Genomic DNA, 15,229 nt, shown 5'->3' on the forward strand with positions numbered 1-15,229 from the left:
TGGCCGCAATGAGGGGCGGCACAGACATTCATGGACTTGGAAAACACGCCACCCGGACGGATGGATCCCGGCTTACATAGGTGGCGCGCGCGGCGGAGTCAAATGCCTGTCAAAACTTTACCACGACCGAGACCACAATGATCACCATCAGGACGGTGGGGACCTCGTTCATCATGCGGAACTGCCGCCCGGTCAGCCTGTTGCGCCCAGACAGAAAGTCTTTGCGTCTGATTGCCAGCCAATGATGAAACCATGTCATTGCAATCACCGATGCGCCCTTGGTCCAAGGCCATATGTAGCTCCAGTCAACGATGCCCGGGGTCATCACCATGATCAGTCCGCAGACCCAGCTGACAATCATTGCCGGTTGCATGATCACCCGCAGCAGCTTGTGTTCCATCGTCTCGAAGATTGCTGATGCGCCGTCGACGTCTTTGGCGTTTTCGACGTGATAGACGTAAAGTCTGGGCAGGTAGAACAGGCCGGCCATCCAGGATATCACTGCCATGATGTGTAGCGACTTGATCCATGGATAGAGAATGAAAAGAAAATCGGTCATGTTGTCCCGCCTTGCTCGATCTCTCCTTAGTAAAAAAGAAAGAAAGAAAAAAGGATGATGGTTTTGTTGGGGAAAGGATTTCGGTGGATTATTGGGTTTTACCCGGGCTTGTCCCCAGCAGGGAAAAGTTGAGCAGTTAAGGGACGGGATATGTTGACGGAGTAAATTATCATTTTTTCACAGTTAGTTAAGGAACATGACAGCTCTGTGACATGTGGATAAAATCGAGATAACTCTGGAAGATCGCGGTTGATCACCGGTTGCGACTTATCCTTGTCCCGGCTGGATAGATGATGCGTGATTTCGGGACGTAACTGCGCCTTTTATGGCTCTTGCGCGATTTGCTTAAAATCATGCAAAGGGTTCACATCGAAACACAGTCTTTCTCACGGGGTTTTCCACATGTCTGTCCCACTCCTGCTTGCTTCCGGGTCGACCATTCGGGCGCAGTTGTTGCGCAACGCCGCTGTCCCGTTTGACGTACAAGTGCCGCGCGTGGACGAGGATCAGATCAAGGCGGCGCTGCTGGCCGAGAACGCAGCCCCCCGCGATATCGCTGATACGCTGGCCGAATGGAAAGCGCGCCGCATCAGCGAACGGAACCCCGAGGCAATGGTTCTGGGCTGTGATCAGGTGCTGGATTTCGAGGGGCAGCTGTTGTCGAAACCCAACACGCCGGAGGAGGCGCTGGAGCAGCTGAAAGCGATGCGCAGCAAGCGGCACATGTTATTGTCGGCGGCTGTGATATATGAAGGTGGCAAGCCGGTCTGGCGCCATGTGGGTCAGGTGCGGCTGCGGATGCGGGACAGTACGGATGCTTACCTGGCGGGTTACGTCCAGCGAAACTGGGACAGCATCCGTCATGCAGTGGGCGGCTATAAGCTGGAAGAAGAAGGCGTGCGCCTGTTCACCAGCATTGACGGCGACTATTTTAACGTTTTGGGTATCCCTTTGTTGGAGTTGCTCAACTATCTGGCTTTGCGGGGGGTTATCGACCAATGACAGACATGCGGATACCACTGGCTGGTGTCATCGGGCACCCGATCGCGCATTCCAAGTCGCCCTTCATTCATCGTCATTGGCTGACCACGATGGGGATTTCTGGGTTTTACGTCCCAATGGATGTTGCCGGGCAGGATCTTGAAACCGTCATTCGCACCCTGCCCAAGGCCGGGTTTGTCGGGCTCAACGTGACGATCCCCTATAAAGAGGCGGTGATGTCCATCGCCGACAAAGTCACGGACCGGGCAATCCTGATCGGCGCGGCGAATACGCTGATCTTTCGACCCGACGGAACGATTCTTGCGGACAACACCGATGGCTATGGCTTTATTTCGAACCTGCGCGAGGGCGCGCCGGATTGGGATCCAGGCGCCGGCCCTGCGGTGGTATTCGGCGCAGGCGGCGCGGCGCGGGCGGTGATTGCTTCGCTGGCCGAGGCTGGCGTGCCACAGATCATCCTGACCAACCGCACCCGCTCCCGCGCTGAGCGGCTCAAGGATGATTTCGGCCAGCGCGTGGTGGTGGCCGATTGGGTGCAAGCGGGCAATGTGGTCGAAGAGGCCAAGCTGCTGGTAAACACAAGCTCATTGGGCATGGTCGGAAACCCCGAACTGCGCGTGCCGCTGGACGGGTTGTCGCCCGATTGCGTGGTGACCGACCTGGTCTATACGCCGCTTAAGACCCGGCTACTGCGCGTCGCCGAAGAGACCGGATGCACCACGGTCGATGGCCTGGGCATGTTGCTGCATCAGGCTGTGCCGGGTTTCGAGCGCTGGTTTGGGCAGCGCCCCGTTGTCGATGACGCAACCCGGGCGGCGGCGCTCAGATGAGTTTCTGCCTTGGGCTGACCGGTTCTATCGGGATGGGCAAAAGCACCACGGCCGCCATGTTCGTCGAAGAAGGCTGCGCGCTATGGGATGCGGATGCGGCTGTGCATCGGCTCTATGACAAGGGCGCCGCGGTTGCGCCGATCGCGGCGCGCTTTCCCGATTCAGTTGATGACGGCGTTGTGAATCGCGCTGCGTTGAAGCGGATCATCGCCGAGAATCCGACCGCGCTGAAAGAGATTGAGGCGATTGTGCATCCGCTCGTGGCGCAAGACCGGGCCGCGTTCCGCCAATCGGCGCAGGCTGATATTCTCGTCTTCGATATCCCGCTATTGTTCGAAACGGGCGGCGACGCGGCGATGGATGCGGTGGCCTGCGTGACGATCCCCGCCGATTTGCAACGCCAAAGGGTTCTGGAGCGTGGCACAATGAGCGAAGCACAGTTCGAACAGATCCGGGTGAAACAGATGCCGAATGATGAAAAATGTGCCCGGTCGGATTATGTCATTATGACTGACACATTGGATCACGCCCGGCGGCAGGTTACAAAGATTGTCGGGCAGATACGGACAGGGCTGGCAAATGCGTGAGATTGTACTCGATACCGAAACCACGGGGTTCGATCCGCAAAGCGGTGATCGGATTGTCGAGATCGGTGCGGTCGAGCTTTGGAACCATGTCGCCTCGGGCGGGACCTATCACCAGTATATCAATCCAGAACGTTCCATGCCGCAGGAAGCGTTCGAGGTGCACGGGATCGGTCCCGACCTGTTGGAGCCGCCGCAAACACCTGCCCCCGGTGCGGTGCTGCTGAAGGATAAACCGGTTTTTGCCAAGATCGGGCAGGCTTTCCGGGACTTTGTCGGGGATGCAAAGCTGGTGATCCACAACGCGGCTTTTGACATGAAATTCCTCAATGCTGAACTGCGCTGGATGGGGGTCGAAGAGATCCCGTGGGAGCAGGCCATCGACACGCTGGCCATTGCCCGAAAACGGTTTCCCGGCTCGCCCGCCACGCTGGATGCGCTGTGCCGTCGGTTCAGCATCGACAATACCGCGCGCACGTTGCACGGGGCCTTGCTCGATTCCGAGATTCTGGCCGAGGTCTATCTGGAATTGATCGGCGGGCGGCAACCCGATTTCGGACTGTCAAACGCATCAGGTCAGAGAGGGTCTTCCAGCGAAGACACTTGGCGCCCGCAGCCGCGCCCCGCGGCCCTTGCGTCACGGATCAGCGATGAAGAACGCGCTGCGCATGAGGCTTTTGTGGAAAAGCTGGGCGAAAACGCCCTGTGGTCCCGCGACTGATCCGGTCAGGCGCGGGAGGCAAGATCAGGCGTCTGCCTTTTGATCTTTTTGCTGCGCTTGAGCCTGTGCCTGCACATGTGCAAGGCGCTGGCGATAGATCTGAACAAAGTCGATCTGATCCAGGTTCAGCGGCGGGAAGCCACCATCACTGGTCACGTCGCTGACGATCCGGCGCACATAAGGGAACAGAAGGCGCGGACATTCGATCAGCAGAAACGGCTGCAGCTGCTCTGACGGAATGCCCTCGACATGGAAAATACCGTAATAGTCCAGCTCCATCAGGAACAGGATATCGTCCATGCCCTTGGCCTTGTTGGTGATGTTGAGCTTGAGCGTCACATCATACTGGTGTTCGACCTGACGTCGACGGGCATCGACACTGACCTGAACATTGATGTCCGGTTCAATCTGACCTGACGCGCCTTTTTGCGCCATGACATTCTCAAAGGACATGTCCCGGATGAATTGCGCAAGAACACGCATCTGGACCTGCGGGGGCTGCTGCTGCTGTTCCTGATCTGCTGCAGCGTCGTCTTCGGCCATGAAACCACTCCTGAATAAAAAACCAGTCAATGCTTAGCAGCTTGGCCCATGCACCTCAATGGCGGTCAGGACCTTCGACCCAGCCCGATGGCGGTTCGTTCGGGTCGCGGGGCCGGACGACTTCTTCATATTCGCCGTCGATCACATCGCCATTGCCCCGATCATGGAAATCCGGACGCATGCCGGGACCGGGACCCATCCGGAACTGCGTGACCACCATCCGTTTCTGCAGATAGCGGAATACCGCCACCCGCACGCCCGGGATCAGCAGCGCAAAGCCAACCGCATCGGTGAAAAACCCCGGTGTCAGCAGCAGAACCCCCGACAACAGGATCATCGCACCGTGGGCCAGCGGCTCGGTCGGATCGTCCAGTTCGGAAAACGCGCGCTGCAATTCTCCCATGGCCATACGGCCTTGTGTCCTTACCAGCCAGGTGCCCAAAAACGCTGTGCCAACCACAATGGCCAGCGTTGGCCAGAGCCCAATCAGACCGCCCACCTGGATGAACAGCGCGATCTCAATGACCGGTATCAGCAAGAATGCCAGCAACAGATACATTTTCAGGGTCCTTTCCCTCGGGTTGAGCGGTGGACTTGCCCCCGCCTAGCCCCTACATAATGACGAGAGGCTCTGCTTACAAAGCCTGACGTCTAAGACGAGGACAAAATGAACTCTCCCCTGATCCAGCTTCTTGTGCTGGCCGGCATTGCCATCTTCCTGATCCTGCGCCTCAGAAGTGTTCTGGGCACACGCGAAGGCTTTGAAAAACCGCCTGTTCCGCAGCAGCCGCAAGGGCGCGCGGGGCGCGATTTCGAAGTCATCGAAGGCGGGCCCGACCACGACATCACCGATCACGTCGCCGAAGGCAGCGATCAGGCCGAAGCGCTGGCGGCGATGAAGCGGATCGAACCGGCCTTTTCGGTCGGTGAATTCGTGCAGGGCGCGCGCGGCGCTTATGAGATGATTGTCATGGGGTTCGAACATGGCAACCTCAAAGAGATCGAACCGTTTCTGGCCGAGGATGTGTTCGACACATTCGTTTCGGTTGTCTCGGCACGCGAGGATCAGGGCCTGACCATCGAGTCCGAGTTTGTGGGCGTGCGCGAAACTACCGTGGCGGATGTCAAATTCGACAAGGATACCAATCTGGCCCAGATCAGCATGCGCTTTGTGGGCGAGCTGACCTCGGTCGTGCGCAATAGCGACGGCGAGATTGTCGAGGGCAACCCCAACACGGTCAAACGCCAGAAAGACACCTGGACCTTTGCGCGCACCATGGGCACCGATGATCCCAACTGGCTGCTTGTCGCCACGGACGCATGATTGCAGCGCTCCGGTCGGTTTTTCTGGCAGGTGTCGTGATGGTTGCGGGAACACCTTCCGGGTCAGAGACCACGCATACCGTGCTGGACTATGACAGTCTGGATGGCTGGGCGGCGGATGATCACTCCGCCGCTCTTTCCGTTTTTCTAAACACCTGCGGCGATCTGGATGATCCCGATTGGCGTGCGCTGTGCGCCTTGGGCCGGGAACAGGATGCGGCGGGCGCGCGATCGTTTTTCGAGCTTTTCTTTCGTCCCGTGTTGATCGAAGACGGTGCCGATCCGCTTTTCACCGGCTATTTTGAACCCGAACTGAATGGTGCGCGCAGCCCCGGTGGCCCTTACAAATACCCCATCTACAAGATGCCGCCCGAGGCGCGGGAGGCCGGCCAGTGGCTGCATCGCCGCGATATTCTGACCAGTGGCGTCATGGAAGGCCGGGGCCTTGAGATCGCCTGGGTCGATGACCCGGTGGAGCTGTTTTTCCTGCAAATCCAAGGATCTGGGCGTATCCGCATGGCGGATGGTCACACGGTTCGGGTCGGGTATGGCGGGGCCAACGGGCACAGTTATCGCTCGGTCGGGCGCGAGCTGGTACGGCAGGGTATCTTTGCCGCGCATCAGGTCAGCGCCGAGGTGATCAAGCGCTGGGTGCGCAGCAATCCGGCGGCCGGGGCGGAGCTGCTGTTCCACAACCCGTCTTACGTTTTTTTTCGCGAACTCAAACGTTTGCCTGCCAGCGTTGGCCCGTTGGGGGCGATGAACCGCTCGGTCACGGCCATGCGGAGCATCGCGGTTGATCCTGCCTTTGTCCCGCTGGGTGCGCCGGTCTGGCTGGAGAAAGACGGCGCCGGTCCGATCCGCCGCCTGATGATCGCGCAGGATACCGGATCGGCCATCAAGGGCGCACAGCGAGCCGACATCTTTTTTGGCACCGGTGACACAGCCGGCCGGGCGGCTGGCAAGCTCAGGGATCCCGGGCGGATGGTGGTTTTACTGCCCATTCAACGCGCCTATGCGTTGGCACCGGATGGGCTGTGATGACACGGCGGAAACTGCGTCAGGACGAGATCGACCTTTGGAAAAAGGTGGTTGAGCGCACCGAGCGGCTGCATCCGCAAAAGGTGGAACCGATGCGCCCTGCGATACTGCCGAAACCCAAACCCTCCAAGACTCCTCTGCCCCGGATCGAGGCGTTTGATATCGGCCAATCGGCCAAGCAGAAACCCCAGCGCCCCCATTTGAAGCCCGCAGTCACGGATCGCCTCGCCGCCCTGCCCCTGCAAATGGATCAAAAAGCATTTGCAAAGATGAAGCGCGGCCGCATCAAGCCCGAGGGTCGATTGGACCTGCACGGGATGCGGATCGACACCGCGCATCCGGCATTGGTGCGGTTCATCCTGTCGGCGCAGAGTTCAGGCAAGCGGCTGGTGCTGGTGATCACCGGAAAGGGCAAGGATCGCGATGAACCCGGCCCGATCCCAACACCGCGCGGCGTGCTGCGCAATCAGGTGCCGCAATGGCTGTCCCTGCCACCTCTGGCGCAAGCGGTGCTTCAGGTTACACCTGCGCATATCAGCCATGGCGGCGACGGCGCCTATTACGTGTATCTGCGACGCGCGCGCGGCGGGGTCTGAGCGCGGCTGATGCCGACCCGCACGAGCAGGCAGGCCATCAGAAAATAGAGACTAAACCAGAGGAATTGCGTCTCCATCCCAATGCCGACGTCGATCAGCACGCCGGTCAGAACCGGGCCGATGGCGGACCCCAACACCATGACCGCCGTAGCAAGCGCCTTGATGGATCCGATATGGGCGGTGCCATAGAATTCGGCCCAGAAGGCGCTGGGCAGGGTTGTATTTGCCCCTGTGGTCATCGCCATCAGCACAAATCCCAGCAAGAGCGCCCCGACGCCGTTGCCGAATGCGAACATGAGAAAGCCCAGGATGATGGGCAATTGGAACAGCGGCATCATGCGCGCGGTGCCCCATCTGTCCAAGGCCACGCCGGTGGCGATGGCGGTCAGGATCGACAGCCCGGTATAGACGGGGAACATCGAAACAAATGTCAGATGCTCCCATCCCTTGACCTCGGCAAGGTGGACCTGATGGAAAAACGTCGCCGTCATGAAGGCCGACGGGCCGAGGATGGACGGCACGATGAACCAGAACAAGGGATGCGAGATGGCCTCGCCCCGCGTCCAGTGATGGTCGTTCATGCCGGTGCTCGACTCGCCCTTGGCCAGATTCTGCGGCGTGCGCTCACGGCGGAGCAACCACATCAGAACCGGAATCCCCGCGACGCAGACAAGTGCACAAAATATCCAGAGATCACGCCAGTCAAAGCGCGCCATTGCTTTGACGAAACCAAATGGCAGCACGGCCTCGCCGAAGGCAAAGCCAAGCGTTGCGATGGCCAGCGCCCTGCCCCGCGTCGCTTGAAACCAGCGGGCCATTGCGACCAGCGCGATATGCGAACTCATCCCCTGCCCGAACAGGCGCAGGCCAAAGATCACGACCGGCAGCAGGATCACCCAGCTGTTCAGGGCCATGCCAAGGCAGGCAACGGCCAGCCCGAGCAGCACAATCGGGCCGAGCATACGCACTCGAAACCAGTCGGTCATCACGCCGGACCAGATCATGACAACGGCCGATAGCGCCGTGGCAATCCCATAGATGCCGCCCCAGCCACCATGGCTGAGGTCGAATTCAGCGCGAATCTCTCCGGCGAAAACCGAGATGAAAAAGGTTTGGCCGAAACAGGACAGAAAGGTCAGCAACCCTCCCGCAGCCAGCCACCGGGCATTGCGGATCAGGTATCCGCGCAACCCGCCATCGCTCATCTCTGGTCGCCGGAAAGCGGTGCGCTGAGTCTGACCTCGGTTGCGCCAGAGGTGTTGCGCAGACCCACCGGAACCAACGCCTCGAACCCCGAGCTTTCGGATTCAAGGGATTGGCTCAGCGGGCGCACAGATTTGAACATCGCGAGAAGCGACGGAGAGGTCGCGGCCACGAAATGCGAAGAGGCCGCGTCGTCGCTGAATTCGGTGGTGTCGATCACCTCGACCGGCAGATCGGCGATTTTCTGGATTGAGCTGATATTGCCCAAGCGTTCGCTGTCAGCGGTGCCGCGCAAGCGGGCGGAAAACCCCAGCGCCTTGTCCTTTTCCGAGACCATGATGGCAAAGGGTTGCGGCACGTTCGAAATCTCATCCATCTGTTCGCGGAACAGGTCGATATCCAGATCGGGCGAGATCAGGATCACGCCTTCAAAGGTGCGACTGGCCCAGCCGGGGTTCTTGAGCTCGGCCTGACGCAGCATTTCCATCGTCAGGGCCGAGCCCATGGAATGCGCCACCAATATGACCCGTTTCGCCCCCGCTGCTTTGACCTGATTGACGAAGCTTTCCAGCCCGTCACGCGCGAACAACATGCTGTCGAGGTCATAGGCATACCCATAGGCGCGGCCGCGACTGGGCCAGGAATACATCATGATCTGGCCGGGGATTTCCACGTCATGCGCCATTTGCGCAGCGCGAAAGGCGGTTTCGACCTGTGTGGTGTTATAGCCGTGGACAAAGATCACCACCTCGCGGTTGTCGGCATCAAAGCTGCGCATCTGCTGTCTCACGCGCGTGTTGAAATCGCTCTGCGTTGCAAACTCCTTCTGAGCTGCAAGGGCAAACTGCTGTTCCGGGTCCGGGTTGGCGTAAGAAAAGTTCAGATCGCCGGGCTTGTGCCCAGGCGGGATAGAGACGGTAAGCTCAAGCAGGCTCAGACTGTCAGAGCGGCGAAACCCATAGGTTCCGTCCGCCTCTTTCGCCCGGCTCGACGCCACGAAGACGGTGTAGGGCTCGCCGACATCCAACGCCTCGGGCACGACCGGATTGATGCTGCGATCGACGCAAGCGGTGAGGATAATCGCAAAAAGACCGAGCAATACGGGCCGCATGAGCAAAACTCCGGTTTGAATGCGGCCCCACGCTAGACGATTCCACGCCGAGGTCTAGAGAACGTAGCGACTGACATCGGCTGATTTCGTCAATTCGCCCAGATTTGCCTCGACAAACCCGGCATCGACGGTGACCGCGTCGCCGGACCGGTCGGGTGCGGTGAATGACAGCTCCTCAAAAACCCGCTCCATCACCGTATAGAGCCTGCGCGCGCCGATATTCTCGACGCTCTGATTCACATCAGCCGCGATCTTGGCCAGTGCGGCGATACCGTCATCGGTGAAGGTGACGGTCACCTCTTCGGTGCCCATCAGCGCGGTATATTGCCGGGTCAACGCGTTGTCGGTTTCGGTCAGGATACGCACGAAGTCTTCCTCGGTCAGCGCTCGCAACTCAACCCGGATCGGCAGGCGGCCCTGCAATTCGGGCAGCAGATCCGAGGGTTTGGCGATGTGGAAAGCGCCCGAGGCGATGAACAGGATATGGTCGGTTTTCACCGCGCCATGTTTGGTGCTGACCGTGGTGCCCTCGATCAGCGGCAGCAGGTCGCGCTGCACGCCTTCGCGGCTGACATCGCCACCGCGCGCCTCGGTGCGGGCGCAGACCTTGTCGATCTCATCGAGAAAGACGATGCCGTTCTGCTCGACCGCTTCCATCGCGGTGCGATTGACGATTTCATCGTCCAGCAGCTTGTCGGCCTCTTCGCTGATCAGAACCTCATAGCTGTCGGATACCGTCATCCGGCGTTTCACGGTGCGCCCGCCAAAGGCTTTGCCAAAGATATCGCCCAGATTCATCATGCCCATATTGGCGCCGGGCTGGCCGGGGATTTCCATCATCGACATCGGGTTGGAACTGTCGGTCAGCTCCAGTTCGATCTCGGTATTGTCCAACTCGCCCGCCTTGAGCTTTTTGCGGAACATCTCGCGGGTCGAGTCGCGGGCATCGGATCCGGCGATGGCCTCTATCACCCGTTCCTCCGCGGCGGCATGGGCTTTGGCTTTGACGTCTTCACGCATGTATTCGCGGGTCTGGATGATGGCGGCATCGACCAGATCGCGGATGATCTGTTCGACATCGCGACCGACATAGCCGACCTCGGTGAACTTTGTGGCTTCGATCTTGATGAAGGGCGCGCGAGCCAGTTTGGCCAGACGGCGGCTGATCTCGGTCTTGCCGACACCGGTGGGGCCGATCATCAAGATGTTCTTGGGATAGACCTCATCGCGCAGATCATCACTCAGTTGCCTGCGCCGCCAACGGTTGCGCAGGGCCACAGCGACGGCGCGCTTGGCGTCCCGCTGGCCGATGATGAAACGGTCCAGCTCGGATACGATTTCGCGTGGCGTCAGGTCGGTCATGATCTCTCGGTCTCTTTGTTTCGCTGGGAACCTAAGCATGGTGGGGGAAAACGCAAGCAGATCACGGCAATCTCACGTGCTCACACGGAATGAACACGCGTTTTCAGGGGTTTGTGATGCGTGGTTTTATTTTCGCAACCCGCCCACAGATCAGCACAAGGCAATTAAGCCCGCGTCTCGCCAGGAAGGACCCCCATCATGCTGACCCGCCGTTCATTGTTTATCACCGCCGCTGCCTCGGGTGCTGCCATGACGCTTGCCACAGCGGGCAGCGCCATTGCTGGCGGCGCCAAGGGCAGCTTTGAAGGCCGCTCAAATCACGAAACTTCCGGCTCGGTCCGGGTTTTCAAGGAAGGCGACCGGTATATCGTAGAACTGGGCGATGACTTTTCGCTGGATGGTGGCCCCGACCCTCGCGTCGCCTTTGGCAGGGACGGCACCTATGACCCCGACACCAAGCTGGGCGCGTTGCTGAACCTGACCGGCAAGCAGCAATATGCCGTGCCCAAACCCTGGGACGCTTCGGCCTATAACGAGGTCTATATCTGGTGCGAGGTTGCCGGTGTGCCGCTGGGCGTCGCCAAGATTAACTGAGCGCCACTCACCTGCTCTGTGCCGGGGGGTCGAACGGAGGTTCGGCCCCCTTTCACATATCGATACCCGCGCAACCCGGAAATTATGGAAATAATCCAGCTATTTGCTAGGCTGGAGCCGGGATCAACCAATGGTGCGGGGCAAACTTATGACTAAAATCGCGAAAATCACCCTGCTTTTTGTTGTTTTCGTCGACCTGATTGGCCAGGGGCTGGTCTTTCCGATCATTAACTCGCTGATCATGTTACCCGATTCCGGGTTCCTGCCCGAGGGGACCCCGGATGGCCGGCGGCATTTCTATTACGGGCTGGTGATCGGGTGCTTCTTTCTCGCCTGGTTTCTGGGCGTCGTCTATGTCTCGAAAGTGTCCGATGCGATCGGGCGCAAGAACGCGCTGCTGATCTGCCTTGGCGGGGCGTTGGTGGGCTATGCGCTGACGATCCTGTCGCTCTATCTCGATAGTTTGTTGCTGCTGATCCTGGGGCGCAGCATCACCGGCTTCACCGCCGGAAACCAGCCCATCGCGCAGGCGGCGATGATTGATGGCAGCACCGATGCTGCCGACCGCGATCGCAACATGGGCTATATCGTTACCGGCATCAGCTTTGGTCTGGTGGGCGGCCCGCTGATCGGCGCAGCGCTGTCGAACCTGGCCTTGTTTGGCGGGGCCGCATCCCTCAAGACGCCGTTTTATGGGGCCTTTCTGCTGGTGCTGATCGCGATCTTTCTGGTGACTTTCTTTTTCAAGGACCTGCGCACGGAACGCGCGCCCTTTGTGTTCCGTCCCGCCGACATCACCGACAGCCTGATCGCGGTGAAAGATCACCCGCTGGTGCTGAAACTGCTACCGGTCTACGCGTTCTTCATGATCGCCAACGTCACATTCTATGTCTTTGCCGAGAACTTTCAGACCAGCGCTTTTGGCTATGGTGTTGTCGGGGCCAGCGTCCTGATGGTGACCATTGGGTTTGCTCTGGCCTTTTCCAGCACCTTTCTGGTCAAACCCGCGCAGGAGCGGTTTACCAAACACACCATCTTGCGCGTCTCTTTGACGACGATGATGCTCTGCACTTTGGGTTTTGCTTTCAGCCCCTACGGAGCCCTGACCTATGTGCCCGTCTTCCTGTTCTATTTCTTCTTCGGTATCGCCTACCCCACCTTGCTGGGCCTGTTTTCCTCCAGCGTTGCCGAGGCGCATCAGGGCTGGGTCATGGGCGTGACAACGGCGGTGTTCTGCCTTGCCGGTGGTATCATGTCGCTGATCGGCGGCGGGCTGATGAGCGTTGATATAAGGCTGCCCTTTTACGTAGTTTTCGTGTCGGCCACCCTTGGCCTGATCGGCACCTATCGCGGCTGGCGCAGCAAAGAGCTGAAAACGCTGCTGGAATAATATGCGCAGTCACGTGACCTCACGCGGGCATACACGGCATATCAGCCTGTTGTGAGCAGGGGTACAAAACCGGCCCCGGCCCTATCATGTCATTTAAGTCTTCGTGCAACCCCCCGGAAGCGCGAAGCAAGGGCACCACCACTCACGCGCGGAGCCCGGGGGCTGAGGGCAGAAACTCAGCCCCCAATCGATTCCACGGTCAGGTTGCCATTGGTGTAAACGCAAATATCGGCAGCAATGGCCATCGCGGCGCGCGCCACCTCTTCGGCATTGCGGTCGCTGTCCATCATGCCGCGCGCGGCAGCAAGGGCAAAGTTGCCGCCTGACCCGATGGCAGCCACGTTATGTTCAGGCTCCAGCACGTCGCCTGCCCCGGTGATCACGAACATGTCGGTTCCATCGGTGACGATCAGCATCGCTTCGAGCTTTTGCAGATATTTGTCGGTGCGCCAGTCCTTGGCCAACTCGACACTGGCGCGCGCCAGCTGCCCCGGCGTCGCCTCCAGCTTGGCCTCTAGCCGTTCCAGCAGGGTAAAGGCATCGGCCGTCGATCCGGCAAATCCGGCCACCACGTCAAACCCGCCCGGGCTGAGCCGGCGCACCTTGCGCGCTGTGCCCTTGATCACGGTCTGGCCGAGCGAGACCTGCCCATCCCCGGCTATCACCACCTTGCCGTCTTTCTTGACGCCGATGATCGTTGTGCCGTGCCAGCCGGGAAAGTCGTTATCCGCCATGAATGCCTCCATCTGATCGTCGCCTATATGGATCGGGCGGTGCGGGCGCACAAGGGGCGTCGTCGCCGCGCGGATGGTGGGGCCGGTTTTGACGCTGCCTATTTGTTATGCACGGCGTGCAATTCGGGGCTGTCGAATGGGCAATTGTGAGACTCGCCTGGCGGGTCTAGATGAGCCTCATGCCGACGAGATCGGAAAACACACATCAAAGGAACAGCGCAATGGCAAACGCCTCTGTACAAGCACACGCGCCGCTGGGCGCAATCAGCATCTACCGCGTCGCGGACGCAATCGTCTCGATGGTTCGCCCGGTCAAAGACTGGAACGACGCCCGTCTGACCCGCCGCGAACTGTCCAGCCTGACCGACGCTCAACTGGACGATATCGGACTGACCCGCGAAGAAATCGCACAGATCTGATCCGGTTCTCGGAACCGTCAAGATAGATGAGCCGCTCGACCCCGAGCGGCTTTTTCTTTAGCTGGTCAGCTCATAGGCGCCCTGCTGATCCGGTAGAAACGCCTCGATCGCGGCGGTTGCCATGATATGGCGATCCCCCGTCGGCAGGTCCTCGACATCCAGACCGCCTCTGACCGCACGCACTGACAGCGCCTTGCCGCGTGGCAGGTCGGCGGCAACCAGATCGCAATCGACCAGATCGGGCTGCTGCACGCCGATGGTCACCTGAACCTGCATCTCTTTATGGTCCATGCCCAGCGACGACATCACGGTGATCGAGGAATGATGCAGCGCGTCCTGCACCGCGCGGCGGGCGGCCTTGGTGTAATCCATGCCATGCAGGTTGGTGCCAAAGCCCATTTCCAGAATGATGCGTTTCATGCTCATTGCGCGGGCTCCATGTCGAAATAGACCGAGATGGCGGCATTGGCCATCACCGTGCAGCCCGCGTCATCGGGCTTGTCGATATCCAGACCGCCTTTGGCCACCGTGATCTGTACCTGCCCGTAGGGAAAGATCGAGGTGAGCGCGCTGACATCCACCTGATCGGGCTGTTGCACACCAATCTGGGCCTCGACGATCATCGCGTCTTTGGGAAAACCAAAAAGCTCGGCCATATTCACCGAATTGCGCCACAGCGCATCCCTGAGCGCGCGCGCCGCTGCTTCGGTGTAATCCGCGCGCCTGAGCGACGTGCCCATGCCGAACTCTACCAGAACCCGTGTCTTGGCCATGCTGACCCTCCTTGATCCATTGCGCGCAGTTTCACCAACCGCTCGCCCGAGGCAATAAAAAAGGCGCCCCGCGGGACGCCTTTGATTGATCGGGTCAGACCGGGCTTAGATCGAGTCGTCGATCCAGCTTTGCAGCGCTGCCTTAGGCGCGGCACCTGCGCGGTTCGACACCACCTGGCCGTCCTTGAAGATGAACAGCGCCGGGATACCGCGCACGCCCATGGCGGCGGCGGCGTTCGGGTTGCTGTCGACATCGACCTTGGCGACCTTGATCTTGCCTTGATACTCGCTGGCCAGCTCTTCCAGAGCGGGGCCGATCTGCTTACAGGGACCACACCATTCGGCCCAGAAATCCACAACGACGGGAATGTCGGAGTTCTTGACCTCTGCGTCGAAAGTGGCGTCGGTGACGGCTACGGTGGACATTATGATGTCTCCTGAATG

20 protein-coding genes are annotated in these 15,229 nt (G+C 59.7%); 10 read left to right on the forward strand and 10 right to left on the reverse strand.

Annotated features, from left to right (window positions below):
• Positions 1-109: 109 nt before the first annotated feature.
• On the reverse strand, positions 110-559 hold the full coding sequence (locus AB1E34_RS06590; RefSeq protein ID WP_372571541.1) for a CopD family protein: 450 nt from the start codon (positions 557-559) through the stop codon (positions 110-112).
• A 402-nt stretch (positions 560-961) separates the two neighbouring features.
• Here AB1E34_RS06590 and AB1E34_RS06595 point away from each other — a divergent pair, with 402 nt between their 5' ends.
• The 4 genes from AB1E34_RS06595 to dnaQ are packed head-to-tail and all read left to right on the forward strand — an operon-like array spanning position 962 to position 3,696.
• Positions 962-1,561, forward strand: a complete 600-nt coding sequence (locus AB1E34_RS06595; RefSeq protein WP_372571542.1) for a Maf family protein — start codon at positions 962-964, stop codon at positions 1,559-1,561.
• Positions 1,558-2,391, forward strand: coding sequence for a shikimate dehydrogenase (locus AB1E34_RS06600; RefSeq protein WP_372571543.1), 834 nt, complete (start codon positions 1,558-1,560; stop codon positions 2,389-2,391). Before AB1E34_RS06595 ends, AB1E34_RS06600 begins: the two co-directional genes overlap by 4 nt.
• Positions 2,388-2,978, forward strand: a complete 591-nt coding sequence (coaE, locus tag AB1E34_RS06605; RefSeq protein WP_372571544.1) for a dephospho-CoA kinase — start codon at positions 2,388-2,390, stop codon at positions 2,976-2,978. The genes AB1E34_RS06600 and coaE overlap by 4 nt, the downstream gene beginning before the upstream one ends.
• Entirely contained in the window at positions 2,971-3,696 is a 726-nt protein-coding gene (gene dnaQ, locus AB1E34_RS06610) for a DNA polymerase III subunit epsilon (protein ID WP_372571545.1), read from the forward strand. The genes coaE and dnaQ overlap by 8 nt, the downstream gene beginning before the upstream one ends.
• Positions 3,697-3,720: 24 nt before the next feature.
• On the opposite strand, the gene secB is transcribed toward dnaQ, so the two are convergent.
• Positions 3,721-4,239: a protein-export chaperone SecB gene (secB, locus tag AB1E34_RS06615; protein WP_306200829.1), complete on the reverse strand. Its 519-nt coding sequence runs from the start codon at positions 4,237-4,239 to the stop codon at positions 3,721-3,723.
• 55 nt (positions 4,240-4,294) lie between these two features.
• Entirely contained in the window at positions 4,295-4,798 is a 504-nt protein-coding gene (locus AB1E34_RS06620; RefSeq protein ID WP_372571546.1) for an FxsA family protein, read from the reverse strand.
• A gap of 108 nt (positions 4,799-4,906) precedes the next feature.
• Here AB1E34_RS06620 and AB1E34_RS06625 point away from each other — a divergent pair, with 108 nt between their 5' ends.
• From AB1E34_RS06625 to AB1E34_RS06635, 3 genes are read left to right on the forward strand one after another with little or no spacing between them, the layout of a single operon-like run.
• Positions 4,907-5,563 carry a Tim44/TimA family putative adaptor protein gene (locus AB1E34_RS06625; RefSeq protein WP_372571547.1) on the forward strand — a complete coding sequence of 219 codons (657 nt, stop codon included), beginning with the start codon at positions 4,907-4,909 and terminating at the stop codon, positions 5,561-5,563.
• Positions 5,560-6,603 carry a murein transglycosylase A gene (gene mltA, locus AB1E34_RS06630; RefSeq protein WP_372571548.1) on the forward strand — a complete coding sequence of 348 codons (1,044 nt, stop codon included), beginning with the start codon at positions 5,560-5,562 and terminating at the stop codon, positions 6,601-6,603. The genes AB1E34_RS06625 and mltA overlap by 4 nt, the downstream gene beginning before the upstream one ends.
• Complete coding sequence (locus AB1E34_RS06635; protein WP_372571549.1) at positions 6,603-7,199, forward strand: Smr/MutS family protein; 597 nt, start codon at positions 6,603-6,605, stop codon at positions 7,197-7,199. Before mltA ends, AB1E34_RS06635 begins: the two co-directional genes overlap by 1 nt.
• Here the strand turns inward: AB1E34_RS06635 and AB1E34_RS06640 are convergent.
• From AB1E34_RS06640 to hslU, 3 genes are read right to left on the reverse strand one after another with little or no spacing between them, the layout of a single operon-like run.
• Positions 7,163-8,404: an MFS transporter gene (locus tag AB1E34_RS06640; RefSeq protein WP_372571550.1), complete on the reverse strand. Its 1,242-nt coding sequence runs from the start codon at positions 8,402-8,404 to the stop codon at positions 7,163-7,165. The genes AB1E34_RS06635 and AB1E34_RS06640 overlap by 37 nt on opposite strands.
• A complete protein-coding gene (locus AB1E34_RS06645; protein ID WP_372571551.1) occupies positions 8,401-9,513 on the reverse strand; it encodes an alpha/beta hydrolase in 1,113 nt (370 codons plus the stop codon). The genes AB1E34_RS06640 and AB1E34_RS06645 overlap by 4 nt, the downstream gene beginning before the upstream one ends.
• 54 nt (positions 9,514-9,567) lie before the next feature.
• Positions 9,568-10,875, reverse strand: coding sequence for an ATP-dependent protease ATPase subunit HslU (gene hslU, locus AB1E34_RS06650; protein WP_372571552.1), 1,308 nt, complete (start codon positions 10,873-10,875; stop codon positions 9,568-9,570).
• Between the two features lie 198 nt (positions 10,876-11,073).
• Here hslU and AB1E34_RS06655 point away from each other — a divergent pair, with 198 nt between their 5' ends.
• Together AB1E34_RS06655 and AB1E34_RS06660 are read left to right on the forward strand one after the other, a co-directional pair.
• Positions 11,074-11,469, forward strand: a complete 396-nt coding sequence (locus tag AB1E34_RS06655; RefSeq protein WP_372571553.1) for a DM13 domain-containing protein — start codon at positions 11,074-11,076, stop codon at positions 11,467-11,469.
• A gap of 148 nt (positions 11,470-11,617) precedes the next feature.
• A complete protein-coding gene (locus tag AB1E34_RS06660) occupies positions 11,618-12,859 on the forward strand; it encodes an MFS transporter (protein ID WP_372571554.1) in 1,242 nt (413 codons plus the stop codon).
• Between the two features lie 176 nt (positions 12,860-13,035).
• On the opposite strand, the gene hslV is transcribed toward AB1E34_RS06660, so the two are convergent.
• Entirely contained in the window at positions 13,036-13,593 is a 558-nt protein-coding gene (gene hslV, locus AB1E34_RS06665) for an ATP-dependent protease subunit HslV (RefSeq protein WP_372571555.1), read from the reverse strand.
• A 221-nt stretch (positions 13,594-13,814) separates the two neighbouring features.
• Between hslV and AB1E34_RS06670 the strand changes: the two genes are divergently transcribed.
• Positions 13,815-14,012: a DUF1127 domain-containing protein gene (locus AB1E34_RS06670; protein WP_372571556.1), complete on the forward strand. Its 198-nt coding sequence runs from the start codon at positions 13,815-13,817 to the stop codon at positions 14,010-14,012.
• Between the two features lie 57 nt (positions 14,013-14,069).
• Here AB1E34_RS06670 and AB1E34_RS06675 read toward each other — a convergent pair whose 3' ends face one another.
• The 3 genes from AB1E34_RS06675 to trxA all read right to left on the reverse strand — a co-directional run bounded on the left by AB1E34_RS06675 (position 14,070) and on the right by trxA (position 15,211).
• Positions 14,070-14,438: a Lin0512 family protein gene (locus tag AB1E34_RS06675; RefSeq protein WP_372571557.1), complete on the reverse strand. Its 369-nt coding sequence runs from the start codon at positions 14,436-14,438 to the stop codon at positions 14,070-14,072.
• Entirely contained in the window at positions 14,435-14,785 is a 351-nt protein-coding gene (locus AB1E34_RS06680) for a Lin0512 family protein (RefSeq protein WP_372571558.1), read from the reverse strand. Before AB1E34_RS06680 ends, AB1E34_RS06675 begins: the two co-directional genes overlap by 4 nt.
• Positions 14,786-14,890: 105 nt before the next feature.
• Positions 14,891-15,211, reverse strand: a complete 321-nt coding sequence (gene trxA / locus AB1E34_RS06685) for a thioredoxin (RefSeq protein WP_249708743.1) — start codon at positions 15,209-15,211, stop codon at positions 14,891-14,893.
• Positions 15,212-15,229: the final 18 nt, after the last annotated feature.

It is taken from the genome of Ruegeria jejuensis (genome assembly GCF_041537905.1).
Lineage (GTDB): Bacteria > Pseudomonadota > Alphaproteobacteria > Rhodobacterales > Rhodobacteraceae > Ruegeria_C.

Coding starts and splice junctions, on each gene's coding strand:
- AB1E34_RS06590 (WP_372571541.1), bottom strand. CDS start 559: ATGACCGATTTTCTTTTCATTCTCTATCCATGGATCAAGTCGCTACAC.
- AB1E34_RS06595 (WP_372571542.1), top strand. CDS start 962: ATGTCTGTCCCACTCCTGCTTGCTTCCGGGTCGACCATTCGGGCGCAG.
- AB1E34_RS06600 (WP_372571543.1), top strand. CDS start 1,558: ATGACAGACATGCGGATACCACTGGCTGGTGTCATCGGGCACCCGATC.
- coaE (WP_372571544.1), top strand. CDS start 2,388: ATGAGTTTCTGCCTTGGGCTGACCGGTTCTATCGGGATGGGCAAAAGC.
- dnaQ (WP_372571545.1), top strand. CDS start 2,971: ATGCGTGAGATTGTACTCGATACCGAAACCACGGGGTTCGATCCGCAA.
- secB (WP_306200829.1), bottom strand. CDS start 4,239: ATGGCCGAAGACGACGCTGCAGCAGATCAGGAACAGCAGCAGCAGCCC.
- AB1E34_RS06620 (WP_372571546.1), bottom strand. CDS start 4,798: ATGTATCTGTTGCTGGCATTCTTGCTGATACCGGTCATTGAGATCGCG.
- AB1E34_RS06625 (WP_372571547.1), top strand. CDS start 4,907: ATGAACTCTCCCCTGATCCAGCTTCTTGTGCTGGCCGGCATTGCCATC.
- mltA (WP_372571548.1), top strand. CDS start 5,560: ATGATTGCAGCGCTCCGGTCGGTTTTTCTGGCAGGTGTCGTGATGGTT.
- AB1E34_RS06635 (WP_372571549.1), top strand. CDS start 6,603: ATGACACGGCGGAAACTGCGTCAGGACGAGATCGACCTTTGGAAAAAG.
- AB1E34_RS06640 (WP_372571550.1), bottom strand. CDS start 8,404: ATGAGCGATGGCGGGTTGCGCGGATACCTGATCCGCAATGCCCGGTGG.
- AB1E34_RS06645 (WP_372571551.1), bottom strand. CDS start 9,513: ATGCGGCCCGTATTGCTCGGTCTTTTTGCGATTATCCTCACCGCTTGC.
- hslU (WP_372571552.1), bottom strand. CDS start 10,875: ATGACCGACCTGACGCCACGCGAAATCGTATCCGAGCTGGACCGTTTC.
- AB1E34_RS06655 (WP_372571553.1), top strand. CDS start 11,074: ATGCTGACCCGCCGTTCATTGTTTATCACCGCCGCTGCCTCGGGTGCT.
- AB1E34_RS06660 (WP_372571554.1), top strand. CDS start 11,618: ATGACTAAAATCGCGAAAATCACCCTGCTTTTTGTTGTTTTCGTCGAC.
- hslV (WP_372571555.1), bottom strand. CDS start 13,593: ATGGCGGATAACGACTTTCCCGGCTGGCACGGCACAACGATCATCGGC.
- AB1E34_RS06670 (WP_372571556.1), top strand. CDS start 13,815: ATGGCAAACGCCTCTGTACAAGCACACGCGCCGCTGGGCGCAATCAGC.
- AB1E34_RS06675 (WP_372571557.1), bottom strand. CDS start 14,438: ATGAGCATGAAACGCATCATTCTGGAAATGGGCTTTGGCACCAACCTG.
- AB1E34_RS06680 (WP_372571558.1), bottom strand. CDS start 14,785: ATGGCCAAGACACGGGTTCTGGTAGAGTTCGGCATGGGCACGTCGCTC.
- trxA (WP_249708743.1), bottom strand. CDS start 15,211: ATGTCCACCGTAGCCGTCACCGACGCCACTTTCGACGCAGAGGTCAAG.